Below are 15,921 nucleotides of genomic sequence, written 5' to 3'. Positions count from 1 at the left end.
GCGATATCCCTGAAAGAGCTTCTAATCTGATCAGATACCCCTTTGGATCTGTTTATCTAAAGGGGTGTTTTTATAGTGAAAAGTGAAAAGAAGACCTGAACTGAAAGGTGGATTAAGAAACTGTTAAGTAGCAATAAAGTTATTCCACTAAAGGGCCAGATTTTGTAGTAACGTATTGTGAAGACGATTGAGGTTTAGAGTAATTGATATAAAGAAGAGAAGAGGGATTTTTTACGGACAAATGCTTTGTTTTTATGTATCATTTTCGTTTTTTTGATACCCGTGTGTACATACCATTATCAACCATATATGGTAAAATTAGCACGAAAGCATGTTGGAGAACACCTGTAATCTTTATATAGGGCTAAAGACAACTACAACGTTATTTTTTACTTAAGCCAATATATAATTTTTACACCTTATATGAACTGTTAGAGGGGGAAACTATGATTAAAAAATTGATAGGAGAAAGTGACAGGAGAAGTATGTCTCTCACTTTTGCTACTGCATTGGTACTAGTGTTGACATTGTTTGTAACTATCACCAATTCGAAGGCTGTACAGGCAGAAGAGGCACACTGGCAGAAAGCCACTGATCACATCGGTATACCAGAAGGCCACATTCAGAAATCAATTATATTTGACGATAAAATGTGGCTGTTTGGTATATACGACTATAACGAGATGGATTCACGAGCAGCCATTTGGTCGAGTGACGATGGTGAAGAGTGGCAGCTAGAAACTGATTTTACAGAAGATGAAGGACCTATTTTAAAAGATATTGATAACGTAGTTGTATTTGACAACAAACTTTGGGTTATTGGCTGGACAGGTATATGGTCAAGTGAGGATAGTGTCCATTGGCAGCAACTAAAGGACAGAGATAATATGGACTGGCCTATGACCACTGGCTTTAGTGCTGCAGCTTATGATGGTAAACTGTGGGTGGCCGGTGGTTATCATGACGGTGTGACAAATGAAGTTTGGGTAAGCGAAGACGGAATCCATTGGGAGCAGGCGACAGAGGAAGCTGATTGGTCTCCTAGAAATAGCCCAAATTTGTTTGAGTTTGCTGATAAGCTTTGGTTAATTGGTGATGTCAAGGGGCAGAGTGATGTCTGGTATAGCGAAGATGGTGTAAACTGGCATCAAACTACCGAAGATGCTGGCTGGCCCCAACGGAGACACCCGAGCGTGACTACCTCTGATGATGGAATCTGGGTTACGGGGGGCAGTGATGTGACGGGTGAAGGTCTAGTGTATAATGATGTATGGTTTAGTCCTGAAGGAAAAGAATGGAAGAAGGTTACTGAAGAAGCAGCTTGGGGACCGCGCTTTGAGCACGCCTCCATAGTATATGATGACAAGCTCTGGGTGATGGGCGGCGTTGATTTTAATTTCGATATTGGTTATCAAGTGAGCGTTCATGACGTTTGGTACTACAACCTGATTGATGAAGAGGAGGAGATAACCCCTCCTAAGGCTGTGCCGCCCGAATATAAGAGAAGAGTCGATGTTGGTACCAAACAGGGGGTAATATATCAAAAAAAACAAAACTGTACATTTAGGGGCAAGAGCAAAGGTAAGTGTCCATCAAACGAAGGTAAAATCTTAAACACGAAATAAATGTTCATAAAGGGGTACAAACACATTGCCATCAAGTTAAGAGAACAAAATATATGAACTTGCGTTCATGAACAAAATTTTTCTCTATTTTAGTTGTATAAGTTAAAAAATGGCATGACAAATAAGCTTTCAGGAAGGGATTTTTAAAAATTTTATGCAACTTGATGATCTCGTGACATGGTATACTGATAGACAACACCCAAAATATCAAAGACTGTTTTTTTCTCATATCGGTGGGATTTTCGTCCGTTTTTCTGTAGGAGGGCAAACAGGCGAAGCAGTATCTTTGATAATTCTTGGGTGTTTTTTTGTATGGCTTTAAACAGGAGTGGAAAGTAATCTTTGATGATATAAATAGCTTTATACTCGCTAAGTTCTTGTTTTTTCTTGGTGAGAAGTAGCTGCCGCATTTGAAACATGGTGGAAGAACCAAGGAGGATAGCGATTAGTTGACCATAGAGATGACATTCTAAGCGCTCTTTTTTGATTTCTTTACAATGATCGATTTCAAAGAAGGATTTCCATGTCTTAAATAGTAATTCAATTTGCCACCGTAAAGAGTAAAGATCGTGAATGTGTTCCGTTGGAACATCTTCGGGTGATGCATTGGTTATGTATACATTCATCGCACTCAATCGTTTGCTTCGTTCTTTCATGATAATGCCTTTCTTTTTCTCCTTTACCGCATGATTTTCCAATCGTGTTCGGGTTGCTCTTCCGTAAGTCGGTGGATAATGACTCTAGTCGGCAGCTTTTGATTTTTCCCAATATAAACATCTGAGATTTCATGGGTTTGTCCAGGCTTTAATTGATGCATGATCTCTTCCATATCTAATTGAATATATTCGGTTTGTTTTTTGAGTGTTCCATTTTTGAAGTATTCAGGATTAGGGTTCCTTAGATAAACCCGAGTGTTTAATTTTAAACGAGAGATATAAGAAGCGCCCTTCTCATCCATCTGATGGAGGTCATTTAGGTCAAAGTATCCTAAATCACGTATACATAAGTCATCTGTTTGTACCGTTTGTAAGCACGTGGAACCGTAGGTTCGATCATTTTCTTTACCTGGACCCGAATGAACATGGAGGAATTGGCCACTGAGAAGATCATATTCCAGTTGAATTTTCACGCTAGCTGTATGGCTACTGCCTCCAGATCCTTGATAGGTTTTAGCAAAAACATTTGGCAATTGAAAGGTCGTAGAATCCAAGATTCGTATACTCCGAAACTGTGAAACGTAACGATGAGAAAGAACCTGAGAAGTAGACAACTTTTTAGTAAGCAAGGTAGCGAAAACATGCCGTAAGAGCTCGACAGCCGTAGGATTAAATCGTTGATTAAGTCCTTCAGGACTCATTAAAACTCCCGTTGAAGATTCTAAACAACTACATAGCTGTGCCAGGGAAGTGCTTGCTACTTTTTGACTTAACCACACACACAACGCGATTAAATCTTTGGCTTGGTACTTACTTGTCCTTTGAACAAAACCTACCTTTTTGGCCAGCTGTTGGAGATATTTTGGAGACAAAGATCGTCGTAATTCTTGTGAAAAGAGGGTAAGTTCATCTAAAACCTCGTTACCTATAAAAAAACACCATCCTTTCCATCATATTACAAAAAGAATAGCGTTTTTTTCGTTTTAGGGGAAATGATTTGCCTTAGCTTGATGGGCATGTGGCGATACCCCTAAAATGATTCCTTAGCGTTAGAAAAATGCTAGTAATAATGTTTACATATTTTGGATTAATGATTACTATTATATTGCATTTATTTTACAAGATGTTATAAAATTAAAAGGAGGTATTATTTTGAGACAAATTCTTTTTGCATTTGTTTTAACATCCGTTGTATACCTTACTATGGGAAATCTAACTACTCTTGCAGAAGAAAATTTAACAGAGGAACAGATTGCGGAAAAATTCGAGGAAATTGATTCTACATACGATGTAAACGAAGAATTAAGCGAAGAAGACGCAGAATTTATTAAAAAGTATGCAAACGTCACACAACCAGAAGAAACATCTGTTGACATGGTACAATCATCAAGTCAAGAAACAAGTTCAGAAACATTTTATGGAACTGGGAGTGCGCCAAATAGTAATGAAAGTGCCGCTGTTTTAGGTACATACACTTTAAATCAAGGATATATTAGTCAATCGTATAAAATCTCAATGACTGCTGCTATGAATTCTGGAACTGCTGACAAAATAACTAATGAACATACTCATACAGCTTATGGAACTGTTGGTAGTGGGGGTCTTTTAAAAGTTTATAGTAAAAATGATTCACGTTCATGTAGTAATGAACAAAGTTGTTATTCCTATTTTTCAGAAGATTATAGTGCTCATGTTGTTTACTATTCTCAAGTGATCAAATCTACTATTTATCATGATGGTAATAGATCATTTGACGTAACAGTAAGTGGTCTATAAAGACTAATTTTTATAAAAAGCCTTCGACTTAATGAAGTGGGAGGCTTTTTATGTTAATTTTTAAATGAGTTGTAAATAGGAGGCTTTATTATGCTGACGTCTTTCAATATTCCTAATATATTAATTACTTTGTTGGTATTAGTAATAATTATAAGTGTTGTATTCTTAGTAGTTAAGTCTACAAGGAAATAGATTAGAACACTTTAGAGAAAATGGTTTGAAGGAGTTAGAAAGTCTGAAAAAAAAAGATTCTTAGGTTAATAGACAAAAACTATATTACAATCAACAGCCGAAGAATCGGCTTAAGCTGTAGAGTATACAGCTTATGATGAAAAAATCATGTGTTAATAAAATCCATCTACTTTCCCCCTGGTAACAGCTTCGCTTGTACACCCCCTAGAAAAAAAACGCCTTTGAGGCGTCAGATTGTCGAGAAACCCACGCTTTTTTGAAGCATGGGTTTCTCTATGCTTCGTTGAATATCCCATTCATCCGTTTTCATCTTGTGTAGAAAATAAAAAAACCTCCTCCTAACCTCTGATATGCTCCCCAAAAGGTAGACAGATGAAATAAAAAATCTGTTTGACCTTGAGGGGGAGTATTTTTTATGGCGAAAAGTAAGTTTAGTGCACAAGAAAAGCTTGAAGTGATCCAAGCTTATGAAAAAGGGAATTTTTCCATCAAAGAAGTCATAGAACAGTATCAGATTAGCTTATCTACCTTTAAAGATTGGAGAAATAAGTACAATCATCTGGGCCTCGAAGGCTTACAACCTTCCAAAAGCTGGACAACCTATTTGAAAGAAACAAAATTACAGGCGGTTCATGACTATCTCTCGGGGAAGTATTCTCTTGCGGAGATTATTATTCGTTACGGGATATCTAGCCAGTCGGTTTTGGGAACGTGGATAAAGCAGTATAATGGTCAAAAAGACGTGAAAACCACGGGGAAAAGAGTGAATCGTCCAATGACCAAAGGAAGAACAACCAAACTAGAAGAAAGAATTTTCATTGCCAGAGATTGCATGGAGAATAATAAAGACTATCAAGGCATCGCTGAACGGTATAACGTGTCCTATCAACAAGTGCATCAATGGACCAAGAAATACGAAGAAGGGGGAGAAGATGCCCTTAGAGATCGACGTGGGAGAGTGAAGCCGGAAGCCGAACTCACTTCAGAAGAAAAAACGGCATTACAGATGAAGAAACTGGAAAAAGATAATGAACGGCTACGTGCGGAGAATGCATTGTTAAAAAAGTTGGAAGAAATCGAAAGGAGGCGAGAATAAACCAGGTTCGTGCCGAAGATACCTATTTAGCCATTGAAGAAATTCATCAATCGGAGCATCTGTCCATTTCTTTATTATGTGACGTGGCGGACATTGCCCGCTCTGCGTATTACAAGTGGAAGAACCGCACCCCTACGGAAAATGAACAACTCAATCAAACGATCCTGGTGGAAATGAACGAGCTGCATCAGAAAGTGGAAGGGATCTATGGGTATCGCAGGATGACGATGAATATGCGAAGGGTGTTCCAGATGCCTTTAAATGAAAAAAGGATCTACCGCTTAATGGTCATCGCTGGCCTGCAATCGATGATTCGTCGAAAGAAAAAGCAGTATGGGAAGTCAAATCCCCAACACATCGCTGAGAATGTCCTCAATCGGGAATTTACGGCCGATCAACCGAATGAAAAATGGGTGACGGATGTAACCGAATTCAAATATGGTTCGGCTCACAAGGCTTATCTTAGTGCCATTCTTGATTTGCATGATGGATCGATTGTGAGCTATGTCTTAAGTACGACCAATAACAATCCATTAGTCTTTGAAACTTTAAATCAGGCGACCCAGGCCTTTCCCGATGCAGCCCCCCTTCTCCATAGTGATCGCGGCTTTCAATACACTTCTCATGGATTTAAACGATTGCTTCAAAAAGCAGAAATAGAGCCCAGTATGTCACGGGTGGGGAAATTCATTGATAACGGACCGATGGAATCTTTTTGGGGTACGCTAAAGTGTGAGAAGTATTATTTACATAAGTACAAAACGTTTGACGAGTTACAACAAGCTATCGATGACTATATACACTTTTATAATCACGAACGGCTACAAAAACGATTAAACGACCTTACCCCTATGGAATATAGGAGTAAAGCCGCTTAGATCCTTTTTATTATTTCTACTGTCTACTTGACGGGGTGCAGTTCATCCGAAGCCTTTGATAAACTGGACGGATATGTACAGGAGAATAAGGGTGTTACCAGGACGGCTCTGATGCGTGACGTTGTTGAGCAATTAATCAATAAATTGTCTAATACTGATACAAGAAAGATGATTGCGGAATCAAAATCCAACATGCCCTATATCAATATGAAGAGGCGTTTGGTGCTGATAAGTTAAAGGAAAGAGTTAAAAAGTACTTTGCTGAAAAGGAGTAAAAAACCTTCCGTTGATCTTACGGAAGGTTTTTTATTTAAAGATTCGTTTTTTACTAACGTATTGATTAAAAATAAAGTTTGATAATTAATAAAGAACCAATCGATAATTGCAAAAACATGGATAAAAACCTTTGTATGTTGTTACGTAATAGGGCCATATTCTTGAAGAAATAGTTGGAGTAAGACTATTAATTAAAGGTTGTTTGTGAAGTGTTACACTTAAGCGAGGCAGAATAGTTGAAGAAGATTAGTTTAATGAAATCATTTTTACTAAAGTTCGTACGTATTAAAAGAGAAGTGATTTTTACGGAAGAAAAATAAGGTGAATGAAAAGGGGATTCTATGAAAGATAATCAGATGGAGAATAGTGGTAAGGTTGAGAAATTATATACAAAGAGGGCATTAACATATGAATCTTTGTATGTTAATCGACTAGGTTGGGGTAAAGAACTTTATACTTTTTTTAGGAACTATAATTATTTAAAATCGCAATTAAAGGTTTTAGACGCTGGGTGTGGAACAGGAGTTATTACAAGAACTCTCAATAAAATTGTAAATGAATTAGGATACGATGAGTTAGTGTTTAATGCTTTTGACCTTACTCAAGGTATGTTAGATATATTTCAAAAGCAAATAACGGAAGAAGGACTAAATAATATAGAATTAGCTAGGGCTGATGTTTTAAATCTCGATTCACTACCAAATAACTGGAACGAATATGACCTTATTATTTCATCAGCATTATTGGAGTATATCCCCAAAGAACAGATTAGTAATGCTTTAGTAAACTTAAAACAATTACTTAAAGAAGAAGGTAAAATGTTAATCTTTATTACAAGACGCAACTTTGTTACCAACCTAACTGGCAAGCTATGGTGGAAAACAAATCTGTTCGAAGAAGATAAATTTCAAAAAATACTTCGAGATGTTGGGTTTAGAAAAATTGAACAAAGAAATCTTCAATCTAGATGGTCGAAATATATAATGGTTTTTGAAGTAACAAAGTAATAAGAAATTCCGAGGCCTATTTCTATCCAAAGGAAGGACATTTGCTTTACCTAAACCACTGGAGAGCTATACTTAAACAGCTAAAGTCTTATTAAATGTAGTGTAGTGCTTTAATAAACAAACGGGGCATGAGTAGAAAAAAAAGGAGTAGTCGATTTATACCGCTGTGCAATGTGGAACCACAAAAAATCGCTATCCAAAACTAAAAGCCTACTATGATAAAAAGCGTGAAGAGGGAAAGCCACATAAAGTAGCTATTATTGCTTGTTCCAACAAGCTCCTTCATTGGATTATGCATTATTAAAACGTAAAGAGGCATTTAAGGTATATTAATTTCCATGAAAAACCAATTAAGGAAAAACTTAAAATCGACATGTTTGAAGCTTATTTAGCATGCGCAATTTATTGTAACATGACTTTTTTAACTTTTTTAGTCCTACCTATTGACCTTCTATTAGCTGGTATTGCTGAACAAATTATTATCTGTTGCCTAAATGACCCGCAGTTAAAGAATACAACTTCCAGGGCTAGTACGATCGCTCCCTCCCAAAGCAGTTTTTGATTAAACTTCCCTTGTTCCGGGTTTTAGGTAAAAATTCCATGAACGTGTTTTTCGTATTCATGGTAACTTATTCTAAAAGACTTTTTTGAATATGCCCGCGGGAGCACTCGGCTACCACAGGCAAGGTTCTATCAGCATACCGTGAACTATTCAGCAACAGCGTAGTGCAGCAGCACGTTGCCAGAATCAAAGCTCTTGGCTTTGAGGAACGTAAGCTCGTTTTGATTAACCTCTTTGAAAAGTTGCTTTCCTCCGCTAGCGATGACTGGTGTCACAATGAACACATACTCGTCTATGAGCCCGGCTTTAGTAAGTTGCTGCACGACGGTGCCACTGCCCATGATGAGAATGTCAGATCCATCTTCTTCCTTTAGCTTCTTCACAACTTCAGTGATATCGCCACTATAAAATTCAGTGTTCTCCCAGTCGGACTTTTTCATCGTTTCTGAGAAGACAATTTTCCTCATGTCAGTCAGCTCTTGCGCCAGCGCCTTCATTTCTTTAGGGGCGTTCGGATCGCACAGAACGGGCGGCCATGAAGCCTCGAACAACTCAAAAGTAGCCTTTCCTGCTATGAGCGTATCTGCCTTCACCATCTCGTGAGTAGTTTTATCGACGTCGTTGTCTGGGACGAACCAGTCCATACCTCCAGTCATTTCGTTGAGACTGGCAAAATAACCATCAATAGAAACTCGGTTAATCATTTTGACTTTACGCATCGTCATGCTCCTTCCCTTTATCTTTACATACCCATTATAATTGGAAAGAGTGATATAAAATTGTACAAAGCCGTCATTTTTGCTATAAATACGATGACCCGGCCTCATCGCTATGGAATTCACTTACCTTATTCGTAATCCTTTTCGGCGTAACCCAGGAAAACGCTTTGATGTCGCTGATGAAATGCGATTGATCGTAAAAGTTAAGCGCGTAAGCGATATCTGAAAATCGTTCATACTGCCCCGTATTCATCATCCTCAGTGCCTCATTCACTCGCTTTACTCGAATGTACAACTGGGGTGGCATGCCAACTACTCGGGCAAAACGCTTCTGGAATTGACGCTCCGAAATATGAAATGCCGACAATAAATCTTTCACTTTGACAGTTGAAATGTGCAAACGAATAAAACCCAGCGCCTGCTCGATGAGTTCATCCCTTTTATTCGTTTGCTCCAGCTTTGTGATAAGGAATTCGCCAAGCATAGTGATTCGTTCGGCATTTGATTTGGTGGCTAAAAGCAGCCTCTCAAGCTCTTTTGCGCCAAATTGGTCGGGCAATAGGAAACCTTGGTTGAGCGTGGATGCATCCATACCAAACAGCGTATAGAGCGCGTGAGGCTTGAAGACTACTTGTATTGTCGTGTACGGCTTGTTTCTGAAGTGCATGACACTCGGTTCCGAACCTTGTCCATGTAGAAACAGTATGGGAATATCCGAGATTTGTGCTGAACGGCTCTTAATTCTTTCTATAGCAGCTAAAGCATCGGTAGAAAGATGGAACACAATACCAGGAAGGCCATTCGGACACACCTTAACATTAAGTGCTTCACTACCCGTATGAGAGGCAATTCGAAGGCACTCAATATCGCGTCTTAATACCTTTGGTGGCGGTAAGACTGTAAAGTTTATTGTTCTCATAACCTGCCAAAACCTCCGGCTAAGGGTAGTTGCTGATTCCTATGGGGTATTGGTTGATACATGTTACATACCTCCAGATGCAAGGTATTGTAGGTACTACCCACTATATCCTTGCATATCAATTCGACGAAACCTAAGATAAACCCTTTTTGCTACTGGGACTTTTGATTATTTAGAAAGCCCCAAATAGCAGGTCGTTGTTTTAAATCAAAGTTTAATTCACAGTAGGGTGTGCTTGGTTTCCTAGATGCTTAACGGTTGAACACTTGTATGGACCCGAGATAACAGCTTAAATACCTTCGCCTTTTAAGACATTAGTTATTTGTTGAGCATCTATGTTGCCCTTATTAGTTAACCCTCTTATTCTTTCATTTTCTCCTGTTTTTGGAGATTCGCCATATTTGTCATTTTTACTCTAAAAGAGTATCGAATGGCATTTAAGCATCTTCAAGAAGGAAAACCCTTCAGAGTAGCAGTTATTGCATGTGTTAATAAGCTCTTACACTGGATTTATGCCTTACTAAAAAGTAGGACTACTTTCCAAGATATAGCTTAGAAACTATATCTAACTAAATACAACAAAACCTTCAGAATTGATTAAGCGGAAGGTTGTTTAGCATGCTTACTTTTAGTACAGCATGAAGTATTTAAGTTTTTATTGAAAAATGTTGACAAACTATTAGCTGGTTTTGTTTCACAAGAAAAAACTAAGCGGATAATTTGGCTTTAAAAATTTAAAATACCTTGAAAAGAGGGAAGAAAAAGAGTAGTTTGTTGTTTTTGGGATATCGCCAGCAAAACGCGAATTTATAACGTATCTTGCGTTGTGATCTTTGGAGTAATTACGTTTTTCTCGTTAAAATACATTAAAAATAAAGATTTTGCTGTTAACAAAAGTGTTTTAATAATCCCAAGTATTACTTTTGCTGTAGTGATTGGCATAGTTATAAGTATTATGGCAAACGGAACATTTTTGGAGTCTCTGGTTGTTATTGGAGTTTTAGTTATCGTTTCTTTAGGGCATTCTTTAGCACTAATAAGAATGAGAAAAACATATCAATCTCTCCTTAAAAAAGATAATAGTAAGTAGTTTGATTAAGGAGTTAGAAACTCTTAAATAGCAATTTTTTATTAAAGTAAAGGGGCTTTCAGTAGTAACCGTGAAGCCAAATCCTTATATATCGATCTTCAACAAACGGGCGCAATTCTGCAGTAAAGGATTGCGCACATTCTTTGTGTAAAGGGCCATATCGTATTATAAGGTCAATCAGTTATTTACTGGTTGGCCATTTTTCATGATTTAATATGAGTAGCCGAGGAGAACGAACGGGCCAGTGGGAGAGAGATAGAGGTACCGGCGAAATGGGAAAATGAGGAGTGATACAAACATGAATCCAGTCATCGGTCTGGATGTAGCGAAAGAAGAAAGCCAGATTGTCCAAAAAACATCCTTCACGGACAATGATCAAAGGTGTGGTCTGCGGTGTACGGGTGGAAGACATAGAAGAACCAACTATGCAGGAAATTCGCTATTTGAGATAAGCTGACCGATGAGTTAGCAAAGGAAAAAACGATGGAGAAGATTTTACGGAAATAATAGTTAGAAACGAAGAAACACTGCTTCCATTTGTATAATATAAAAAGAATCGGTGTTTTTTGTTGAATTGACAATAATTCTTCAGAGAGACAATTTAAATCTTCATGTATAAGGTGGATTGCTCAATAAAGTACTCGTCTTGTTTCTATGAATGGAAAGCGCATTTCATAAACCAAGTACAATTCCCCACGTTATCCCGTCCTTTTCAATTAGTGCAGGAGCAGGCTTTTCTTGTTTATAGCATAATGACGGTTTTATACAATTTTTTGTAGCTCCGATCGATTATGATTTGAGATAGATCATAATGAGAGGAGTTTTTTGATTGGAAGTTAATCGTACTATACCTCCAAAATGGACTAAGAGATTCAAGATCAAGTTGTTGATTCGTATTGGAATAATCGCCGTTATTTTACTTGTAGCAACCATGAGTTTGGGTTTGTGGGTTTCAAGTAATATGCTTCTTTCGCCATCGTTCAAAGGAGTAACGAAAGATTTTAGTCACTGCCTCCCGGATACGGAACGATACTTCGGTGAATCTTGCGGCAACTTGCGCCAAACCAAGGAGTATTCGTTTCAGGAGGTCAAGTTCTTTTCTGTGAATGGCTATGTCCTGCCGGGTTGGTTAATTAGGGCTGAAGATAACGGCGGTCCACCTTCGAATAGTGCAATCATGTTTGTTCATGCTGGCGGTAGTGATAGGCGTGAAGGAACGAAATATATCGGTATGTATCATAGGCTGGGGATGGATGTGCTTACCTTCGATTTAAGCTGCCATGGAGAAGCCCCATGTATAACGAGTGGTCTGTCATTCGGAGAACGCGAATCGACTGACGTGTTATCGGCTTACCACTATCTAAAAGATCAATATGATAAGGTATATGCGATGGGTTCTTCTGTGGGTGCGTCATCCATTTTGATTGCTTTGCCCGAAATGCCTGATCTTGAAAGTGTGATTGCCGAAAATCCATATTCCAGCTTCGAACAGCTGATTATGGATGCACCTGAGTCCAAATCCCTTCCGGATTGGGCAGTAAACAATTTGATTCAACTCACAAAAATACGCGGAAAATTTGATGGGCAGAGTAGCCCAGAAAACTCACTGAGACTCTCAAGTTCCGTACCAATCTTCTTTATCCACAGTAAGGCCGATCATAACACGCCCTATACCCAGACGGAGTACTTAGAGGGCATCTATACTGGGCCAAAGACATTGTGGGAGCCTAAACAAGGTGAGCATTCTGCAATCTGGAATACAAATCGAACGGACTATGAGAAGCGGATCAAAGAATTTTTGAAATGATTCCTTCATCTGGGGAAAGCATTTTAATGATTATACTTACTATTTAAATACAATTAGAGCAACAGTAGAGGAACAACTTCAACCGATAGGAAGTTGCGAACCTTGACTAGGAATATGAAGATAAGCATGAACAGATTATTAAGAACTTCTTAGCCAATATCCAAGATTGATCAATTATTTTACTTCATGGAATTGCACAAACGGTTGCTATTTTTAGGCAATAAATCGAGGGGATTTTAATCTTTTGTAAAAGGAGCGACAGAAGGCTCAAAAGAAACTATGATTTTTTGGGGCTTAACTAAAAAAACTACACCATCTTTAAACACAATAGTTTGCCGTAGGTGGTAGACATAAAAATGCTTGAACTTGGCTTTTTCCTTTTGCCACATCCAGAACAATCACTGGATTCATAGGTGATTTGCGCTCTCTTTTTTTGAAATGGGCCAGATTGTGGGATAATATTTTACTAGAATCGCTGCTGTACAAAAAAGGATTGCCTTGGTGGCAATCCTTTTAAATGCAAATAATATTCAGTTCTTTACACTAACTATTAAACATTTTATAACTATTGAACAGTTATTGATTAGAGAAGGACTTAAAGAGAAGTATAGAAGATTCTAATCATTAAATGTCAGAGGAGAATATTATGGAAATTCGACAGTATGAAGAGAAAGATGAAAAAGGGTGGATTCGATGTAGAGTGCTTTCCTTTTTAGACACAGCTTATTATGATCACGTGCTGCAAGAGAAAGAAAAATTCAACAATCCAGCCATAGAACTTGTGACAGTGATCGACGGTCAAATTGTTGGGTTATTGGATATCGAATATGAAGCGGAAGAAGGTTTGTACCAGAGGTGGAGGGTTAGGTGGAATGATTTGGCACATTGCTGTCCATCCCGATCATCGAAGAAAGGGAATTGGCAAGTTTCTTTTGAATGAAGCAGAAAAAACAGTTAAAGCCAAAGGGATAACCTATCTTGAAGCCTGGACGAGAGATGATAAGTGGGTCAATCATTGGTATGAAAAAAATGGATTTCGCCCTGTCGATTCTTACTTGCAGGTATTTATGGAGGGGGCCAAAGAGGTCGGAGTCTTGGAAAGTGAAATTTCAAACCTGCAGCCTGTGGAAGCTTTTGCTCATTATGTGGGGGAAGACACGAACACTATAAAAAATACATTTAAGCGAGTTCATGAATGTTTATGTTATGAAAAAAAGTTAGCCCCTAGGGCAATGTCATTAAGTTAAGCCCAAGACACCACCGGGAATAAAATGGAATCCGAAACGGCATGGGAAAAAGTCCTGTGCGGTTTGTTTTTTTGTGCAAGCAAGGAAAAAGCATACAGCAAACAAAGCGGATGGAATATCTGCTTAAAAAATATTCATGGGAACCGAATTATGCTACTCTGTAGACGAAGCTACCGTTATATTCAGAGATGCGTGAGGAAGTTTCCCCCCATTATTCAGGTAGTGCTTTCTCATTTTATTAAAGACTAATAAGTGGCTTATAAAATGGAGACGATCTGTTCTGGGGCGTGTGTGAAAAGGGTGTTTTGCCCGTCAAAAGGAGGCCAAGATGAACGAAACAGCATTAGAGCTTCAGTTATTTGAGAACTTAAAGCCTGAGTTAACATCGTTCTGTTACAGAATGCTAGGATCCATCGATGACGCAGACGATGCTGTTCAGGAAACCTTTATTCGTGTTTGGCAAAGTTGGCATTCATTCAGGCAGGATTCCTCATTCAAAACATGGGTTTATCGTATTGCATCAAACTTATGCCTGGACAAGCTAAGACAAACGAAACTCCGCACTCGCCCCGTTGACTTTTCCGATCCCGCGACATCTATTATCGCACCCAGCGAAACGTTGCCTGACTCATCCTGGGTCTGGCCTGCTCCCGCCTTTTCGGAAAATCCGGAAGATATCCTCATTCGCAAAGATACGCTTCAACTGTGTTTTATAACTCTCTTGCAAACATTGCCTCCACGTCAACGTGCTGTTCTCCTTTTGAAGGACGTATTCGAGTGGTCCTCTAAGCAGATTGCAGAAACGTTAAGAATGTCGCCGGCAGCCGTTAACAGCGCCTTGCAAAGGGCCAGAGAGACGATGGATCGTTCGAAACATCGTTCTGAAGAATATAGCTTGATGGATCTCGAGCCCGATCAAGAATTGCTCTCACGGTATGTGGAAGCGTTTGAACAATTTGATATCAATGCGCTGGTAGCTTTGTTTCATGAGGAAGGCCGTCTTTCAATGCCGCCTTTCGCAATGTGGGTACGCGGCAAAGACGATTTGTTCAAGTTTTTTGCGCTTACACGCTGGCATTGTGAGGGCTCCCGGTTTTTGCCGATTACGGCGAATGGGGGTTATCCTGCTTTCGCACAGTATGTGCTAAGCGGTGAAGACTCCTACTTGGTACCCTGGGGTATTCACATTATTGAAATAAAGGACAAGAAAATATACCACGTCCAAAATTTCATTAATACAAAATTATTTTCCCGATTTGGGCTTCCTGCACAAATACACCGATGAATATCGTAATCTAATTTCGTCTAAATAAATGAGAAACAAAATTACGATTATCAAAGATAGAAAGGACGATAGTTCATGCGTAAAATCATTCTATTCATTCACAGTACTTTTAATGGAGTTGTCACTGGCGACCCAAGCGAGGACAAAACCAACTGGGCGGTCTGGAGAAATAGCGCTGGCATTGAGGAAGGTTCTCAGTATCTATTAAATATTTTCGAGACAGCTGATACCATTTTGCTTGGCCGCGGAACCTACGAAGACCTCTCTAGAAAGTGGCCGACTAGTCGAGGGTCCAAACGGGACAATGGAGGTTCAAGCCTGGGTGATAAGATAAACAACGCCCACAAACTAGTTGTAACAAGCGCCCGCCCGCTCGACAAGCTAAAATGGGGAGAATTTGAAGCTCCAAAACAATTGACCGGCAGTAATATAGAAGAACAAATTAAGGACTTAAAAAATGGTGACGGTGGCGACATTGTTATTTTCGGTAGTCCAACGCTCGTGCGAACACTTGCAAATGCAAATCTTATTGACGAATATCAGATAGTCATGCACCCGGTTGTGGTCAACGTAGGTGAGCATTTGTTTGACAATCTTAAGGAGCAGAAGGAATTCCATCTCGTGGACGTCAAAACACTTAAGGTGGGTTCTCTCTTGGTAACCTACAGACCCGCTAAAGCTTAGCTCAACCGGGCAGATCATTACTGTCAACACAAACAGCTACCCAGTTGGTAAAGTGCAATGGACCGTCTGTTAACACAGCATTATGCTACTCTGTAGACGAAG

8 protein-coding genes and 5 pseudogenes are annotated in these 15,921 nt (G+C 39.0%); 10 read left to right on the top strand and 3 right to left on the bottom strand.

Annotated elements, in window-relative coordinates; all coding sequences use genetic code 11:
• Positions 1 to 446: 446 nt before the first annotated feature.
• Positions 447 to 1,625 carry a DUF6242 domain-containing protein gene (locus tag CEF16_RS21520; RefSeq protein ID WP_091588309.1) on the top strand — a complete coding sequence of 393 codons (1,179 nt, stop codon included), beginning with the start codon at positions 447 to 449 and terminating at the stop codon, positions 1,623 to 1,625.
• A gap of 152 nt (positions 1,626 to 1,777) precedes the next feature.
• On the opposite strand, the pseudogene CEF16_RS21515 reads toward CEF16_RS21520, so the two are convergent.
• Positions 1,778 to 3,210 (bottom strand): annotated as a pseudogene (locus CEF16_RS21515) (IS4 family transposase).
• Between the two features lie 223 nt (positions 3,211 to 3,433).
• Here CEF16_RS21515 and CEF16_RS21510 point away from each other — a divergent pair.
• From CEF16_RS21510 to CEF16_RS21495, 4 genes and pseudogenes are all read left to right on the top strand, one after another.
• Entirely contained in the window at positions 3,434 to 4,057 is a 624-nt protein-coding gene (locus CEF16_RS21510; RefSeq protein WP_091588311.1) for a hypothetical protein, read from the top strand.
• A 607-nt stretch (positions 4,058 to 4,664) separates the two neighbouring features.
• Positions 4,665 to 6,223, top strand: a protein-coding gene (locus CEF16_RS21505; protein WP_091588312.1) for an IS3 family transposase whose coding sequence is annotated in 2 segments (ribosomal slippage) — positions 4,665 to 5,322 and positions 5,322 to 6,223 — 1,560 coding nt in all. Because the reading frame shifts where the segments join, the coding sequence is not laid out codon by codon here.
• A gap of 617 nt (positions 6,224 to 6,840) precedes the next feature.
• Positions 6,841 to 7,506: a class I SAM-dependent methyltransferase gene (locus CEF16_RS21500; RefSeq protein ID WP_091588314.1), complete on the top strand. Its 666-nt coding sequence runs from the start codon at positions 6,841 to 6,843 to the stop codon at positions 7,504 to 7,506.
• A 151-nt stretch (positions 7,507 to 7,657) separates the two neighbouring features.
• Positions 7,658 to 7,839: pseudogene (locus tag CEF16_RS21495) on the top strand (IS110 family transposase); the annotation flags it as partial.
• A gap of 375 nt (positions 7,840 to 8,214) precedes the next feature.
• On the opposite strand, the gene CEF16_RS21490 reads toward CEF16_RS21495, so the two are convergent.
• Together CEF16_RS21490 and CEF16_RS21485 are read right to left on the bottom strand one after the other, a co-directional pair.
• Positions 8,215 to 8,787, bottom strand: coding sequence for a dihydrofolate reductase family protein (locus CEF16_RS21490; protein ID WP_091588315.1), 573 nt, complete (start codon positions 8,785 to 8,787; stop codon positions 8,215 to 8,217).
• An 82-nt stretch (positions 8,788 to 8,869) separates the two neighbouring features.
• Positions 8,870 to 9,706, bottom strand: a complete 837-nt coding sequence (locus CEF16_RS21485; protein ID WP_091588317.1) for a helix-turn-helix domain-containing protein — start codon at positions 9,704 to 9,706, stop codon at positions 8,870 to 8,872.
• A 1,446-nt stretch (positions 9,707 to 11,152) separates the two neighbouring features.
• Here CEF16_RS21485 and CEF16_RS21480 point away from each other — a divergent pair.
• The 5 genes and pseudogenes from CEF16_RS21480 to CEF16_RS21460 all read left to right on the top strand — a co-directional run.
• Positions 11,153 to 11,303 (top strand): annotated as a pseudogene (locus CEF16_RS21480) (DUF2200 family protein); the annotation flags it as partial.
• A gap of 322 nt (positions 11,304 to 11,625) precedes the next feature.
• A complete protein-coding gene (locus tag CEF16_RS21475) occupies positions 11,626 to 12,603 on the top strand; it encodes an alpha/beta hydrolase (protein WP_211295888.1) in 978 nt (325 codons plus the stop codon).
• A 646-nt stretch (positions 12,604 to 13,249) separates the two neighbouring features.
• Positions 13,250 to 13,850: pseudogene (locus tag CEF16_RS21470) on the top strand (GNAT family N-acetyltransferase).
• 325 nt (positions 13,851 to 14,175) lie between these two features.
• Positions 14,176 to 15,135: pseudogene (locus CEF16_RS21465) on the top strand (sigma-70 family RNA polymerase sigma factor); the annotation flags it as partial.
• A gap of 75 nt (positions 15,136 to 15,210) precedes the next feature.
• The gene (locus CEF16_RS21460) at positions 15,211 to 15,819 is read left to right on the top strand and encodes a dihydrofolate reductase family protein (protein ID WP_096241781.1); all 609 of its coding nucleotides are present in this window, start codon (positions 15,211 to 15,213) and stop codon (positions 15,817 to 15,819) included.
• Positions 15,820 to 15,921 lie beyond the last annotated feature (102 nt).

The organism is Alteribacillus bidgolensis (assembly GCF_002886255.1).
GTDB classification, from domain to species: domain Bacteria; phylum Bacillota; class Bacilli; order Bacillales; family Marinococcaceae; genus Alteribacillus; species Alteribacillus bidgolensis.
The sequence above is the reverse complement of the archived record's forward strand: the minus strand, read 5'-3'. Positions and strand labels throughout refer to the sequence as shown.